This is a genomic window from Pedobacter sp. MC2016-05 (assembly GCF_026239735.1).
Taxonomy (GTDB): Bacteria; Bacteroidota; Bacteroidia; order Sphingobacteriales; family Sphingobacteriaceae; genus Pedobacter.
On record NZ_JAPIVT010000013.1, the window covers coordinates 71,475 to 86,073 of the forward strand.

A 14,599-nucleotide genomic window follows, 5' to 3' on the forward strand; every position below is an offset into this window, starting at 1 on the left:
TCATGAAAAATTGTAAAATCACTTCAGTAATCATGCTTATGATAGCATTGTTTACTTCATGTAAAAAAGATTTTCTGGAAACCTTCCCAACTGATCAGGTTGCGCAAACAACGGCTTTCGAATCTATTGCCAATGCAAAACTTGCCGTAAACGGGATGTATCGTTTAATGTATCTTCAAATTTCAAATCAGTCGCAGGATGCACATGGTGCCATGATGTTGAATATGGATGCCATGGGCGAAGATTTTGTATGGTCAGGAAATACTTACAGTTATTTTAAGCCCGCACTAAGATGGATCGATCACCGAAGTGCATCAAGCTCACTTGCCGCTTTCCCTTATTTACTATACTACCGGATTAACAGTAATGCCAATATGATTATCGAAAACATCGATAAGATTGATGGTGCTGCGAATGAAAAAGCTGTGATTAAAGGCGAAAGCTTAGCTGTTAGGGCCTGGTGCCATTTTAACCTGATCCAACTTTATGGCAAACGTTATGAAGCAGGAAAGCAGAACACACAGGCAGGTATTCCAATCATTATCTCAACGGAGGGTGTAGATCAACCGCGTTCATCGGTAGAAGCCGTTTATACTCAGATCAATCAAGATTTAAATCAGGCGATTTCTCTTTTAGAAAACGCAACAGCCAGATCAGCAAAGACCCATGTAAACTTAAATGTCGCCAAAGGCTTTAAAGCAAGGGTTGCACTAACTATGCAGGATTATGCCAACGCGGTGAAATATTCAAAAGAAGCCAGAACTGGTTTCTCTTTAATGACAAATACGGATTATCTGGGTGGATTTACTTCGATTTCGAATGTGGAATGGATGTGGGGTGCTAACCAGTTAACAGATCAGGTACCAAGCTTTGGTTCTTTCTATTCTTACGTATCGGGTAATTTTAATTCGTCGTGGAACAGGCTCGAGCCCAAGATGATCAACTCTCTTTTATATGCTAAAATCCCCAGTACAGATATCCGAAAAAAATTATGGTGGGATGGTACCACTGCAGATAAAGTTAATTTCCCTGGTGCAATAGATGCCGCAACGGGTGCTGCCGCATCAAATGTAAGGGTAATTAAATACATGCACAGAAAATTCAAAGTTCTGGATGTTACCAGCCGGGCCGGCGATATCCCCTTTATGCGGGTTGCCGAAATGTACCTGATAGAAGCTGAAGCTTTGGCACGAAGCGGACAGGATGCTGCTGCAGCTGCTGCACTATACCCACTAGCGGTAAACAGAAACCCAAATTATGTACTATCTGCAAAAACAGGCGCAGCTTTAATCGATGAAATAATGGTACAAAGACGTATTGAACTGTGGGGCGAAGGCTTCCGTTTCTACGACCTGAAACGTACAGATGCCGACATGGACAGGAACGGAATGGATAACCCTAGAGTAAGTAGCACCGTAACCTACACCGATATTGCCAATACTTTATTTAAAGCTCGGGCATCGCAAAATAACCTTTGGGAATACAGAATTCCTCAAGATGAAATTGATGTAAACAAGGCCATTGGTCCTGAAGATCAAAACCCTTAAAGATTTCTCTTCTCGTTGAACAGGCTGTCGTGAGGCAGCCTTGTTTCTTATTTTAAAACTTTCACATCGTGATTAAATTACAAAATCAAACGGCTTTTATAGTAATCCTCGCAGCATTCATATTAGCATGTAAAACTAAAAGTTTAACGCAAAGTATTAATGAACACGCATCAAAAGCAACCACAAATTTCCAAATAAGAAAGACTTATCGCTTTAATAAAAATCAGATTCTGTTAACCAATAACTTTGGTGGCGCCAGGCTAAATTCAATTTCACAGGAAAACGATAGCACCTTTAACATTGAGATTGCTCCCGAAAACGAGCCCATCAATCCCAGCCCATGGTATGCTTTTAAAGTTTGGTCGGCACAGCAAAAAAATCTTTACGTTAACCTCAATTATAAAGGTACTTCACATCGCTACAACCCTAAATACCGTTATCAACATCAGCCCTGGAAAGATCTTGCTGATGTCAAAATCAATCAGAATAAAAAGCAAGCCTCTTTTAAACTATCAGCAAACAACGATACCATATTGGTTGCTGCACAGGAACTGTTAAGTGCTTCGGATAATTATCATTGGGAAGATAGCTTGGTCAGGCTTCCTCAGGTAAAAAAGCAAAAAATTGGTGAAAGTATTTTGGGTAAACCCATTAATGCAATAAACATTGGTAATCAAAGCAAAAAACTGATTGTGGTATTGAGCAGGCAGCATCCACCTGAGGTTACGGGTTATATGGCCATGCAGGAATTTATCAGAACCGTAACTGCCAATACTGAACTGGGAAAGAGCTTCAGAATGAAATTCGAGCTGCTCTTAATTCCGGTAATTAATCCTGATGGTGTGGATGAAGGCAACTGGCGACATAATGTGGCCGGTGTAGATTTAAACCGCGATTGGGAAAACTTTGCACAACCGGAAACAAGAGCGGTTAAAGATTATCTCTTAAAAAAAATTACGCAGCAAAATGCAAAGGTATATTTCGGGATAGATTTCCATTCAACCTATTACGATGTATTTTACACCAATGAAGACCAGCCTCAGAACAAAACCAATTTACCGGGTTTTACGCGGAAATGGCTCCACGCTTTTAGCGAAAGTATCCCCGGTTTTAAGCCTAATATTAAACCATCTCCAAATGGTGGTAATGTATCTAAAAGCTGGATGGGGAGGGTTTTGCATGCAGAAGCATTAACCTATGAGGTTGGAGATGATACGCCCCGGACTTTGCTTAAACTAAAAGGTAAGGTTGCAGCCGAGAAAATGATGGAATTATTGCTGGCCACTGAAAATAAATAATAGGATTACCTTCAAAATTGCAATATAATCGAAAGAAATCTTTAATTGACTAGATAAAAAAAGCACGAAGCAATTCTATCATTTAGCTTGCTTCGTGCTTTTAATTGAGGTTAGGGTTTAATTTTAATGACATCTCCTGCGGTAAAAATTCCAAATTCGGATTGCTTAAATTTCATCAAACCTTTATCTGTTTTTTTTAATTCTTTTGGATTAGCCAATCTAACCACCTGACTTTCGCCAGCAACTGTGGCTTTATTGCCATGAACAATAATTGCTGTACTTTCATCGATACCGACACAAACCAAATCAGGATGGGCCGCAAGAGCAGAAATTAAACGGTTGTAGCGGTTTCTTTTTAAGAAATGTTGATCAATAATTGTATTTTCCAACAAACCCATGCCCGGCAAAAATTCAATGTTTTTATCCCAAAGCTTGTTAAAAGTTTCTTTGTAAACGGTATCTAAAAGTTGTTTTCCGGTAATCATATATTTACTCATCACCGCAGCGCCAGCGCTTGTTCCGGCAATAGTAGCGCCGTTTTGATAAGCTTTATGAATGGCGGTGTAAACTGGTGTATTCAAAACCACATTCATAAAACGGCTTTGATCGCCGCCCAGGATATAAATAAGCTTTGCGCTGGATAAGGAATCAGTCCACTTTTTATCATTTACGTCATGCTCTGCGAAATTGAAGTTTTTAATTACTCTGGGATCAAGCTTTTGCAACTGAGCGGAAAGTGTGCCAAAACCAACATCAGGAACTTCACTGGCCATTGGCAGAACAACAATGTAATCGCTCGGTTTTAATTCGGCAGTATTAAGCATTTGCTTCATTAATTCATCAGAACGATTGCCGCCGCCGATGATAAAGAGATTTCCTTTTGTAGCTTTACTTTGTGCATTTAGCATTAAGGAAAAGCCAACTAAAGCAAATATTAGAAATAACTTTTTCATTATTTATAAATGTTTACTTCAATTTTCCCATCAGCAGTAATTGCACCGCGATACATGCCTTCAGTATTAAAAGGCATCGCAATATTTCCTTTTTTATCCAATGCAATTAAGCCACCATCTCCACCCATTTTACCAACTTTATCTAATGCCATTTTAGATGCTACGGCAACAGACAAACCTTTGTATTCCATTAGATCGGAAATGGTTTTGGCTACTACATTACGGATGTAAAATTCGCCCCAACCAGTGCAAGAAACACCAGCTGTTTCATTGTTGCAATAAGTTCCAGAGCCAATAATTGGCGCATCGCCCACGCGACCGTATTTTTTGTTGGTCATTCCACCTGTAGACGTACCGGCAGCCAAATTACCTGCTTTATCTAAGGCCACGCAACCAACAGTACCGAATTTGTAATCGTGATTTTTACTCCCTAACAATTCTGATTTTTTACTCCCATGATCCAAAACCGCTTTGGTTGAATCTTCTTTTATCGCTTGTTGTAATCCATCCCAACGCTCTTTAGTCCAGTAATATTTCGGATCAACAATTTCCAAACCAGCATCTTTTGCGAATAGATCCGCACCAGCGCCAACCATCATCACATGCTCCGATTTTTCCATCACCGCTCTTGCTGCAGAAATTGGATTTTTCACTGTGGTCACTCCGGCAACCGCTCCTGCCATCAATGTTTTACCATCCATAATGGCGGCGTCCAGTTCGTTTTTACCATCGTGGGTGAAAACCGCACCTTTACCAGCGTTGAAATGTGGGTCGTTTTCCATCACATGAATAGTTGCTTCCACTGCATCTAAACTGGTTTTGCCCGATTTAATTTTTTCATAACCTGCCTGCAAAGCCTGGGTTAAAACAGCAATATAAGCAGCTTCTTTTTCAGGGGTCATATTTTTTTTTAAAATGGTTCCGGCACCGCCGTGAATAACCATTACATATTTTTTCTGCTGCGCAGAAACATTCAATGCTAACACAGAGAATAGTAATACCGTAAATAATTTCAATGTTCTCATTTTATTTTATTGATCTTTTTTATTTAAAACTCCGTTATCGATCCACCACCAATACCATTTTCCACCGGTGGCTTCACTTGCCTTAAAGTTAGCAACATTAAAGCTTCCACCACCATTAACCGAGGCAGCAATTTCATAAACTGCCAACGCTTTTTCACCATTGCTCCAGATTGCCTTTTTAAACGCTTCCATTTGCTCGGGTTGTTTACCAGCATCAGAAGAAATGAAATAAGCATAACTGTAAGGTCTGGTTAACGAATAATCTCCAAAAACTTTAGCCATTCCATCCTTATCAATGCAAACAGCGGTACGCTCATCAGCAGCGATGCATTTGGCTGGCGTTTTCCAATCTTTATTTATCCTACCTAAAAACACGACAGATCTTCCTTCCCGATCGCGAGTTAAGTAATGTTGGTCGGTAATTACATTCTGCAAATACGGCGCTTTCAAAAAGTCATTGTTGTAGAGTGTAACATTAGCATCATAAGGGTTTGCCAAAGCTTGTGCAGAAGTAACGCCGCCCGTTTCGCCGCTGTAGTAAAAGCCACCCAAAATGGCACAACCAGCACTTGTTCCTCCAACTGGTGCCTTTTTGTCATTTAACAGATAATTTAATGCCTGCTCGGTTTTTGTTCCTTTCCAGTTTCTCATATAGTCAGATTGATCGCCACCGGCAATAAAAACCATTTCAGCATTGCGGATGATGTAAGCCACTGTATCATTATTCGCCAATTCTTTCGTGTTGATTAACAAAGTTTCAACGGAATTTACACTGCCCAAACTATTGATATACGGATTGTAAGCATCAGTTCCGGTAGCACGTAAAACTACTACATCTCCTCCACCACTTCTTTCAATCATCCATTTAAAAGCGGCATCAACGTCGGTTCCGCCACCCATTAAAACCATTCCACCATTTGTAGATTTTATCACGTTGGAACTATCGCCAACAATACCGATTGAGGCAGGTCGGCGTTTAGCCACCGGTATGGCTGTACCACCACCTGTCGGTTGAGGTTTTGGAGTTTCAGTTGTTTTACTGCAGCCCATTACAGAAAAACAGCAAGCCACTAAAATGATTAGAAAAGATTGTTTCATTTTAAAATTTACTAGGTTAAATGATGATCACGCAAGGCTTGTCGAAAGCTAACAGATATCTCTATTTGCGTTTCGACAAACTCAACGTGACAATAGTCATGCGATATTCACTTATGATTTACCTAATAATTAGGATTTTGAATCGTTTGCTTGTTGACTGAAATTTCTGCTGCCGGAATTGGAAACGAATATTGCGCCTGAGTAGTTGGCAAAGTAACTGCCCCTGAAGCATTTGCAGCATCAACGGCCAGTCTAACAACAGGCAAATTCCTTCTTTTTAAATCGAAAAAACGATGACCTTCGAACGATAATTCCTTATAGCGCTCTTCCATAATGGCCGCTATTAGTGTTGGCTTATCAGCAAAAGTAGCACTAACATAGCCGTTTATACGGGCATTACGTAAAGCATTTAAATCTCCAGCGGCGTCACCGGTAGATTCTGCTTCAGCTTCCGCTTTAATCAAATACATTTCACCTGTACGGAATAATTTAATATCTGTTAAACCAGGAGCTGTTGATGTTCCACCAATATATTTATTAACAAGGTACTGTGATCTCGTTCCGGTTCTGGTAGCATCAAATCTGATATAAGCTGAATAGCGTAAATCATTCACTTTATCAAAAGTATTAATCAATTTCTGAGCTGGTGCATACAAGACAATTCCTCCAGCCTGGCGGAAATAAAAATCGCCTAGTCTTGAATCGGTTGTTCCCACACGTTTTGCCTTCCAGATCACTTCACTATCATTGGCGTCAGTCCAAATACCTGGGAATTGCGCTTTAGTGGCCAGTGGAAAAGCAGCAATGGCTTCATTGGCATAGGCAATTGCTTCACTCCAATTTTTCTCATACAAAGCTAATCTTGCTTGAATAGCGGATACTGCTGCTTTTGTAATCCGTGTTTTATCCGTAAATGTTGTTGGAATTAGTGGCTTAGCTGCAATAAGATCTGCTTTTGCGTTAGCAATAACTACTTCAAAATTATCTCTCGCTGGATAACTAATGGTTGAGAACTGCATATAAGGAACACCTAACGCACCTGTTTGATATGCTGAAGCATAGTTACGAAGCAATTCGAAATGAAAATACGCCCGTAAGGCCAGCAACTCCCCACGATAACGAGCAGCAGTTGTTGCATCTACTCCTGTCAACGAGAGCGCATCAAGTCCTGCTAAAGTTCTGTTTACACGATCAATAGCGACGTAAAAAGTATAATATTGCGAAGTAACAGAACCGCTCCCAGCGTTGTATAACCACCTAAATGCATCACTATTACCAACTGTGTTTTCCGTTGGAAAAGTAGCCTCATCAGAAACGGTTGAGGTAACACCAATAGTACTTCCATCTAAAAGCGCATAGGCACCTAAAACACCTAAATTAATATCACTAATATTTCTGTATGCCTTGTCTGGAGAAATGGTATCTGTAGGAACCAAATCTAATTTCTTGCATGACGATGCCGTAAGAACCAACAAAGAAAATATAAGGATGTATTTTTGATATATTTTATTAATCATTGCTGTAAATTTTAAAAGTTAACATTTAAACCAGCCGTATAAGTTCTGGTATTTGGATATTGGAAACGACCATATACTGCATTATTTTCAGGATCTAAACCTCTCCATTTGGTCCAGGTGAATAAGTTCTGACCTTGAACAAAAATTTTAACTCCTTTGATAATTTTGGTTTTTTCCAATAAGCTTTTTGGCAGTGAGTAACCAATGTTCACGTTTCTTAGTCTTAAGAAAGATGCATCCTGAATATCTTTCGAAGTAAAGTTTCTTGGAAGATCGAACTTCTGCAAAATCGCATCATTACCGGTATCGCCAGGAACCTGCCATCTGTTTTCTAACATTCTTACCGTTTGGTTACTGGTTGCATAACGTTGATTCTCGTTGTAAAAATCTTCATTATTCCAACGCATTACGTTAGTTACGAAAGAAAATAAAGCCGATGCCGTAATGCCTTTGTAACTTAATGAAGTATTAAAACCACCAGTAAAGGTTGGATACAAACTGCCAGAATTGGTGGTACTTTGTGTATTAACGTTGTAAGCTGTGGTAATTGATCCATCTAAATTATAGTACTGGGGTTCTCCAGTTTGAGGATTTACGCCGGCCCAATCTGGAGCATAATACGTTCCATAAGGCAAACCTACTTTCAAAATTCTTGAGTCGCCATCAGGATAAGAATCTACTAAATCGGTAACATGAAGGATCTTATTTTTATTGTACCCGGCATTTACACCCACAGTCCAGATAAAATCCTGGTTCTTGATTACATCGCCGCTTACATCAAATTCCACCCCTCTATTTCTCATTACACCAGCACTTAAATTTAACTCGCTAAAACCAGATGTTGCAGAAAGCGGCTGATTGATAAACATGTTAGTTGTTTTACGATTATAGTAATCAACTGTAATACGCAACCTATTTTTAAACATAGCCAAATCAAAACCTGTGTTAAATTCTTTTACATACTCCCAATCGAAAGCATCGTTACCAGGAGTTGTGGCTCTAATTGCAGATGCGCCACCGTATGAAGTGTTAACTGCATAAGTTGGCAGATAAAGGAAATCGCCACCGAACGGACTTGCAGTAATACCGTAGCTTCCTCTAACTCTTAAATCATTGATGAGCTCGTTATTTTTTAAAAATTCCTCTCCTTTAACATTCCAATTTGCACCAAATGAATAGAAGCCATGCCATTTGTTTTGTGGAGCAACTCGTGTAGATCCATCGTAACGGTAACTTCCCGTTAAGGTATATTTATCATCATACGTATACCTGGCTACACCCATGATAGATGCCAATGCATTTTTAGTTTTTCCACCAGTGGTACTTGGTAAAAAAGTAGCACTACCATTTGTTGCACCTGCCGGCGTTTCTGGCAAACGGCCATCAATACCATAGGCACTGAAACCAAACGAATTGTAGTTGTTGTACACATATTCGTAGAATGCAGAAGCTTCAAAATCGTGTATTTCATTAAAGTTCTTAGCGTAAGTTAAACCAGTAGTAGAAATGATATTAAAGTTTCTTCTGCTTGCATCTGTTAATCTTCCTCTTCCACCCAATGTATTGGCTACACTTCTCGATCCATAATATGAATCTGGGTTAACAAACTGTTGATCTGTCGACTGACGGTAATCAATACCTGCTCTTGTTGTTACTTTTAACTCTGGCAAAATCTGATAAGCAAAATTAGTGCTGATAATCGACTTAAATTGTTCTGTTTTATCTGAAGAATTCAATAAACGTTCTAAAGCCTGACTACCTTCACGCTGATCTAAAATAAAATATTGAGATCTGTTTCCTGGATGTACCAAAGTACCATCAGATGCGTATGGATTTTCGTAAGGCAAGGCATAATAAACAGAGGCCATTGCGGTACCGGCACCTGTGCCACCCTCGCCTTCAGTAAAACTAGATTGAGAATAACCAATGGCAACATTTGTGCTTCCGCTGAATTTGCCATCATTAAAATCAAGGTTACTTCTTAACGAGTAACGGTCAAGACCTGTACGTTTAGCAACACCCTCTTGGCTATAATAATTTAATGAGTTGTAAAAACGAAGTTTGTCATTACCACCGCTTACACTTACCTGTTGTTCCTGGAATTTACCTCGTTGAAAGAAAATATCCCGCCAATCTGTATTGATTTGTCTTAAACTGTCGATAATATAATCAGCACGGGCACGAGTTGCAGGTGTGCCGGCAGCGTAAGTAGGATTTTTTGGTGAATATGTCCAACCCGGACCGATGTTACGGCCAAAACTTGCCCCAATTTCCTCTTCAAACTGCAAACGTTGTTGGGTGTTCATCATTTCGAAATTTGGTCTGCTCAAATTTGAAAAACCATACTGAGATGTATAATTCACCGATAATCTTCCTGCCTTACCTTTTTTCGTGGTCAAAACAATAACACCATTCGATCCTCTTGAACCATAAAGCGCTTTAGCAGAAGCATCTTTTAAAACGGTTGCAGATTCAATATCTTCTGGATTAATGGTTTGAAAATAACCTGCTTCAATTGGTACGCCATCTAAAACAAAAAGTGGCGTAGATGAACCATTTATACTTCCAATACCGCGAATTACAACTGATGCACTCTGACCTGGCTGTCCAGACGTAGAAATTACACTCATTCCCGGAACGCGGCCTTGTAAAATTTGATCGACAGTTAATCCTGGAACGGTATTAATTTTATCGGCCGATACCAACGAACTTGCCGCAGCAGATTGTGTTTTGGTATAATTGGTATAACCAGTTACCACTACATCGCTCAATGTTCCGGCAGATGGCGATAATTTAACAGCACCCATTTGCGATTTTGCCGCAATCTCTCTATCCGTATATCCTATATAAGAAATTACTAAAACTGCGTTTTCATCTACATTTCTGATCGTAAAGTTACCGTTGCTATCACTTACCGTACTAGCCGATTGTCCTTTAACCCGTACTGAAGCACCTGGCATTGGGTTTCCGTTTTCATCAACAATTTTTCCGGTTACATCTATAGCTTTTAAGTTTTCATTATTGGATGATTTAGGAAAAATCAGAATGGTATTGTCTTTAATTTCCCAACCAAATGGTTGTGATTTTAGCGTTTGCGTTAGTACTTCACTAAGCTCTGCATTTTTCAGATCGATTGTAACTGGTCTCGATTTTTGCTGAACTAAATCGGTATCATACAAAAAGAAATAACCAGTTTGGCGTTTAATTTCTTTTAAAACACGTACCAATGGAACATTCTTTTGGCTAATGTTAATGCGTTGAGAAAATGCATTCGCACTTACCTGAACACATAAAATAGTCATTAGAAAAACAAATATTTTCATAGTTCTAACAATTTTTTGGTTTAAATAATTTGTAGTAAAGCCTTTTGTTTTTTCTGACAAGAGATTACTACTTCGAGTGTAAAAGTTCATACATTCAGTTTGGTTTTAGGTTAAATTGATTAGTTATTGTTTGCTGGGCTTTATAGCCCTTAGTTATTCTTAATTATATTTTTGAGATCACTTTTAATCGTTTCCCTTCGGTGAGTTGAAATTTGATGTTACCGGTTTTCTCCAACATGGCCAAAACTTGTGATAATTTCGATGTTCTGGGTACCATGCCATTGTATCGTTTATTAGGAAGCGATGAATAGTCGATTTTTACATCGTACCACCGCTCCAGTTGAATCAGAACATCCCGCAGTTCCAAATCGTTGAAACGGAATAATCCATTTTTCCAGGCCACTTCGTCATCAAGGTCTACATCATTTGATACGTGGATAAAAGCATTTTCTGCTATTCCCGTTACCGCCTGCTCGCCGGGTTTTAAAGTTTTGTTGGATTTTTGATTACTAATTTTGATACTACCCTCTAACAGTGTGGTTTTTATGGTTTTGTCATCCATGTAACTGTTGATGTTGAAATGCGTCCCCAATACTTCCACATCCTGGTTTTTGCTTCTTACGTGGAATGGTTTCGTTTTATTTTTAGCCACTTCAAAATAAGCTTCGCCCGTTAATTGAACCGAACGCTCATTACCAACAAACACTTCCGGATATTTTAAAGAGGATGCAGCGTTTAGCCAAACTTTCGTCCCGTCGGGTAAAACAATTTGGTACTGACCGCCATTAGGAGTTTCGATGGTATTGAAAGCGTTATTTTCTTTATCTACTAATTGGTGGTTAAGAACAGTATAAACCAATTTTCCGTCTTCAGTTTTCGAGATGCTAATACCGTTTGTATTACTGATGTTTGCAGCTGTATTGGCATCAAGAACCACTTTTTTCCCATTCGCTAATGTTAAAATGGCCTTGTCTGAACCAGGAAGCACATCTAAATTTTCTACCTTGGCTTTCGTTGTGCTTGAACTGGATATTATTTTTTGATTTCTAAGGAAAAATATGCTTCCGCAAACCAGTACCAATGCAGCGGCGATCGAAATGTATTTATAAACTGTATTTAGATTATATTTTTTATCTGCAGTAATTTTATTTTGAATGGCCCTGAAGTTCTGATCTTCTAAAGATTGAAGTTCTTCGTTCGGCACATGTTCGGAAATATCTCTTTTTCCAAGAAAATTATAATATTCGTCAATAAAAGAAATCTCTTCAGCACTTGCCTTGCCAGATAGATAACGTCTGACAATATCGTTTAAGTGTTTCTCAGGTTTGAAGGCGCTCATTTTTCTGGCTTTTCTTATACTGTACCAGAAAATAAAAAATATCCCAAAAGAAATTTAAATATTTTCCAAAAAAAATTGGCAAAAGAATTCTTTTAACTGAAAAAGGCGAAATAAAACGAGACCAGAAATACAAACAGATGTGTTAATCGAAATTTTAGCGCATGGGTGGCAGTAGTTAATTGATTTTGCACCGTTTTTTGCGATATATTTAGCTGGACAGAAATTTTTGCAGTAGATAAACCTTCAAAATAGTGTAACAAAAAGATTTTTCTACGCTTTTCCGGAAGTGCTTTGATAAATAATTCCAGCAAACCTTTTACTTCCCGATCTAACAATTCCCCATCCGCTTGCATTGGAGATATCAATTGGTTTTCAAAAGATTCTGTAAAAAAGCTATCTTTTGGTTTTCTGGAAATATGTTTCAGCACCTGAAACTTTACCGCAGTATGCAGGTAAGCCAGTGGATTTTCCAATTCCAGTGTTTCTCTTCTGTTCCAAAGATCGGCGAAAACATTTTGAATTACATCCTGGCATTTTTCCTTTTCTGGCAAACGTTTGTAAGCGGCATTATAAAGCTCTACCCAATAAAGTTTGTAAATTTTTCCAAATGCTGCCTCGTCTCCTTGCTTTAATAAGTCAAAAAGTACGTTATCGTGCTCACTATTTCTCGACGCGTTCAATAATCAGGTTTATAGGAAACCCAAACATAATCATTTTTAAGAACTTTTAGCGATCCCTCCGGATGAGAATTGCAAATCGTAAAGCTTTTTGTAATAACCGTTTAGCTTCAGCAGTTGTTGGTGAGTTCCCTTCTCTTTAATCTCGCCTTTATCAAGCACGATAATTTGATTGGCTTTCTGAATGGTTGATAAACGGTGTGCAATTACGATAGAAGTTCTTCCTTCCATCAGGTTATCAATCGCCTTTTGAATCAATAATTCGGTTTCGGTATCTACGGATGAGGTCGCCTCATCCAAAACCAAAATGGCTGGATTGTGAACTAAGGCCCTGATGAAGGAAATTAATTGCGCCTGACCTGCAGAAAGTGTTGCACCTCTCTCCATCACATTATATTGATAGCCGCCAGGCAAACGCTCGATAAATTCGTGAGCACCAACTTTTTTTGCCGCATTCACCACTTCCTCAATCGTGATTTCAGCATTATTTAAGGTGATGTTATTTAGGATTGTATCCGAAAACAAGAAAACATCCTGCAGAACTGTGGCAATATTGCTTCTCAGATAATCAAGCTCAAAATCTTCAATTTTTATTCCGTCAACTGTAATTTCGCCTTTTTTAACTTCGTAAAAGCGATTTAAGATGTTAATGGTAGATGATTTCCCTGCACCTGTCGCACCAACCAACGCAACCGTTTCTCCAGCTTTAACTTCAAAAGTTAAATCTTTCAATACGTACTGCTCGTCGTTATAAGCGAACCAAACGTTTTTAAACTCAATATTTCCATCCAGTTTCACTGGCTTTTCGGTTCCATCGTTAATGGTCACTTCGTCGGTATCCAAAACCTTAAAAACCCGCTCTGCTCCAACCATTCCCATCTGCAGGGTATTAAATTTATCGGCCAGCTGGCGAATCGGAGTAAAGACCATCCCCAGATACATGATAAATTGGGTGATGGTTCCTGGCGTAACGTCAATCGGTTTTGCTAAAATACTTTTAGCGCCGTACCAAACCAGCAAACCTAAAGACATTGCTGAAATCAGTTCTACAACTGGAAAAAAGATAGAATAATACCAGTTGGAACGGATATTGGCATCGCGATAGCGTTTATTTATCGCATAAAACTTTTTGTATTCCTGCCTTTCACGAGCAAAATATTGAACGATAGAAACCCCGGTAATATGTTCTTGCAAAAAGGTATTGAGGTTAGAAACCTCATTTCTAATTTCTTGGAACGCCACTTTAATGGCTTTCTGAAATTTTCTAGTGGCTACAATCAATAAAGGGATCGGTAATAGCACCACGAGACTTAATTCCCAGTCGGTATAAAGCATTACGCCCACAATTACCACTACCTGCAATGAATCGCCAATCATCGAGATCAACCCTTCTGAAAATATATCAGCGATGGTTTCCAAATCAGAAACTGTCCTGGTAATCAACTGTCCTATAGGCGTTTTGTCAAAATATTTCAACCGCAAACTGGTAATATGATTAAAAACTTTTATCCGCAAATCGCGGATAACCGATTGGCCCAAAGTATTAGTTAACAAGGTATGATTATATTGAATCAGCGTTTGCAAGATCAACATAAAAATCATCAGCATGGTCATTTGTACCAGGCCAGAATAGTTTCCCAAGAGGATATAATGATCGAGGGTATACTTGATTAAAAAAGGCCGAACTGGGGAAATGGCCGCCAGCAAAACCGTTAAAATAACCGACCAAACAAAAACAGCACGATAAGGCTTTACGTATTGAAAAATACGTTTAAGCAATCCTGTGTTATATACTTCGCCTGTTACTGCCATTGTCTGTTGT

General features: G+C 38.9%; 10 protein-coding genes. 2 read left to right on the plus strand and 8 right to left on the minus strand.

What is annotated here, in order from left to right; translation table 11 throughout:
• Window positions 1-2 precede the first annotated feature (2 nt).
• Both OQZ33_RS16145 and OQZ33_RS16150 read left to right on the plus strand, forming a co-directional pair.
• Window positions 3-1,547 carry a RagB/SusD family nutrient uptake outer membrane protein gene (locus OQZ33_RS16145; RefSeq protein WP_056848713.1) on the plus strand — a complete coding sequence of 515 codons (1,545 nt, stop codon included), beginning with the start codon at window positions 3-5 and terminating at the stop codon, window positions 1,545-1,547.
• Window positions 1,548-1,615: 68 nt separating this feature from the next.
• Window positions 1,616-2,845: a M14 family metallopeptidase gene (locus tag OQZ33_RS16150; protein WP_265800135.1), complete on the plus strand. Its 1,230-nt coding sequence runs from the start codon at window positions 1,616-1,618 to the stop codon at window positions 2,843-2,845.
• Window positions 2,846-2,955: 110 nt separating this feature from the next.
• On the opposite strand, the gene OQZ33_RS16155 is transcribed toward OQZ33_RS16150, so the two are convergent.
• The 8 genes from OQZ33_RS16155 to OQZ33_RS16190 form a co-directional block, all read right to left on the minus strand.
• On the minus strand, window positions 2,956-3,798 hold the full coding sequence (locus OQZ33_RS16155) for a cyanophycinase (RefSeq protein ID WP_265800137.1): 843 nt from the start codon (window positions 3,796-3,798) through the stop codon (window positions 2,956-2,958).
• Entirely contained in the window at window positions 3,798-4,823 is a 1,026-nt protein-coding gene (locus tag OQZ33_RS16160) for an isoaspartyl peptidase/L-asparaginase family protein (RefSeq protein ID WP_082454896.1), read from the minus strand. Before OQZ33_RS16160 ends, OQZ33_RS16155 begins: the two co-directional genes overlap by 1 nt.
• A gap of 6 nt (window positions 4,824-4,829) precedes the next feature.
• Complete coding sequence (locus OQZ33_RS16165; RefSeq protein ID WP_265800139.1) at window positions 4,830-5,921, minus strand: cyanophycinase; 1,092 nt, start codon at window positions 5,919-5,921, stop codon at window positions 4,830-4,832.
• 122 nt (window positions 5,922-6,043) lie between these two features.
• Window positions 6,044-7,438: a RagB/SusD family nutrient uptake outer membrane protein gene (locus tag OQZ33_RS16170; RefSeq protein ID WP_265800140.1), complete on the minus strand. Its 1,395-nt coding sequence runs from the start codon at window positions 7,436-7,438 to the stop codon at window positions 6,044-6,046.
• Between the two features lie 11 nt (window positions 7,439-7,449).
• Window positions 7,450-10,761: a TonB-dependent receptor gene (locus tag OQZ33_RS16175; protein ID WP_265800141.1), complete on the minus strand. Its 3,312-nt coding sequence runs from the start codon at window positions 10,759-10,761 to the stop codon at window positions 7,450-7,452.
• A gap of 163 nt (window positions 10,762-10,924) precedes the next feature.
• Window positions 10,925-12,100 carry a FecR family protein gene (locus OQZ33_RS16180; protein ID WP_265800142.1) on the minus strand — a complete coding sequence of 392 codons (1,176 nt, stop codon included), beginning with the start codon at window positions 12,098-12,100 and terminating at the stop codon, window positions 10,925-10,927.
• Between the two features lie 92 nt (window positions 12,101-12,192).
• Complete coding sequence (locus tag OQZ33_RS16185; protein ID WP_265800143.1) at window positions 12,193-12,780, minus strand: RNA polymerase sigma factor; 588 nt, start codon at window positions 12,778-12,780, stop codon at window positions 12,193-12,195.
• Between the two features lie 36 nt (window positions 12,781-12,816).
• A complete protein-coding gene (locus OQZ33_RS16190; RefSeq protein ID WP_056848705.1) occupies window positions 12,817-14,589 on the minus strand; it encodes an ABC transporter ATP-binding protein in 1,773 nt (590 codons plus the stop codon).
• Window positions 14,590-14,599: the final 10 nt, after the last annotated feature.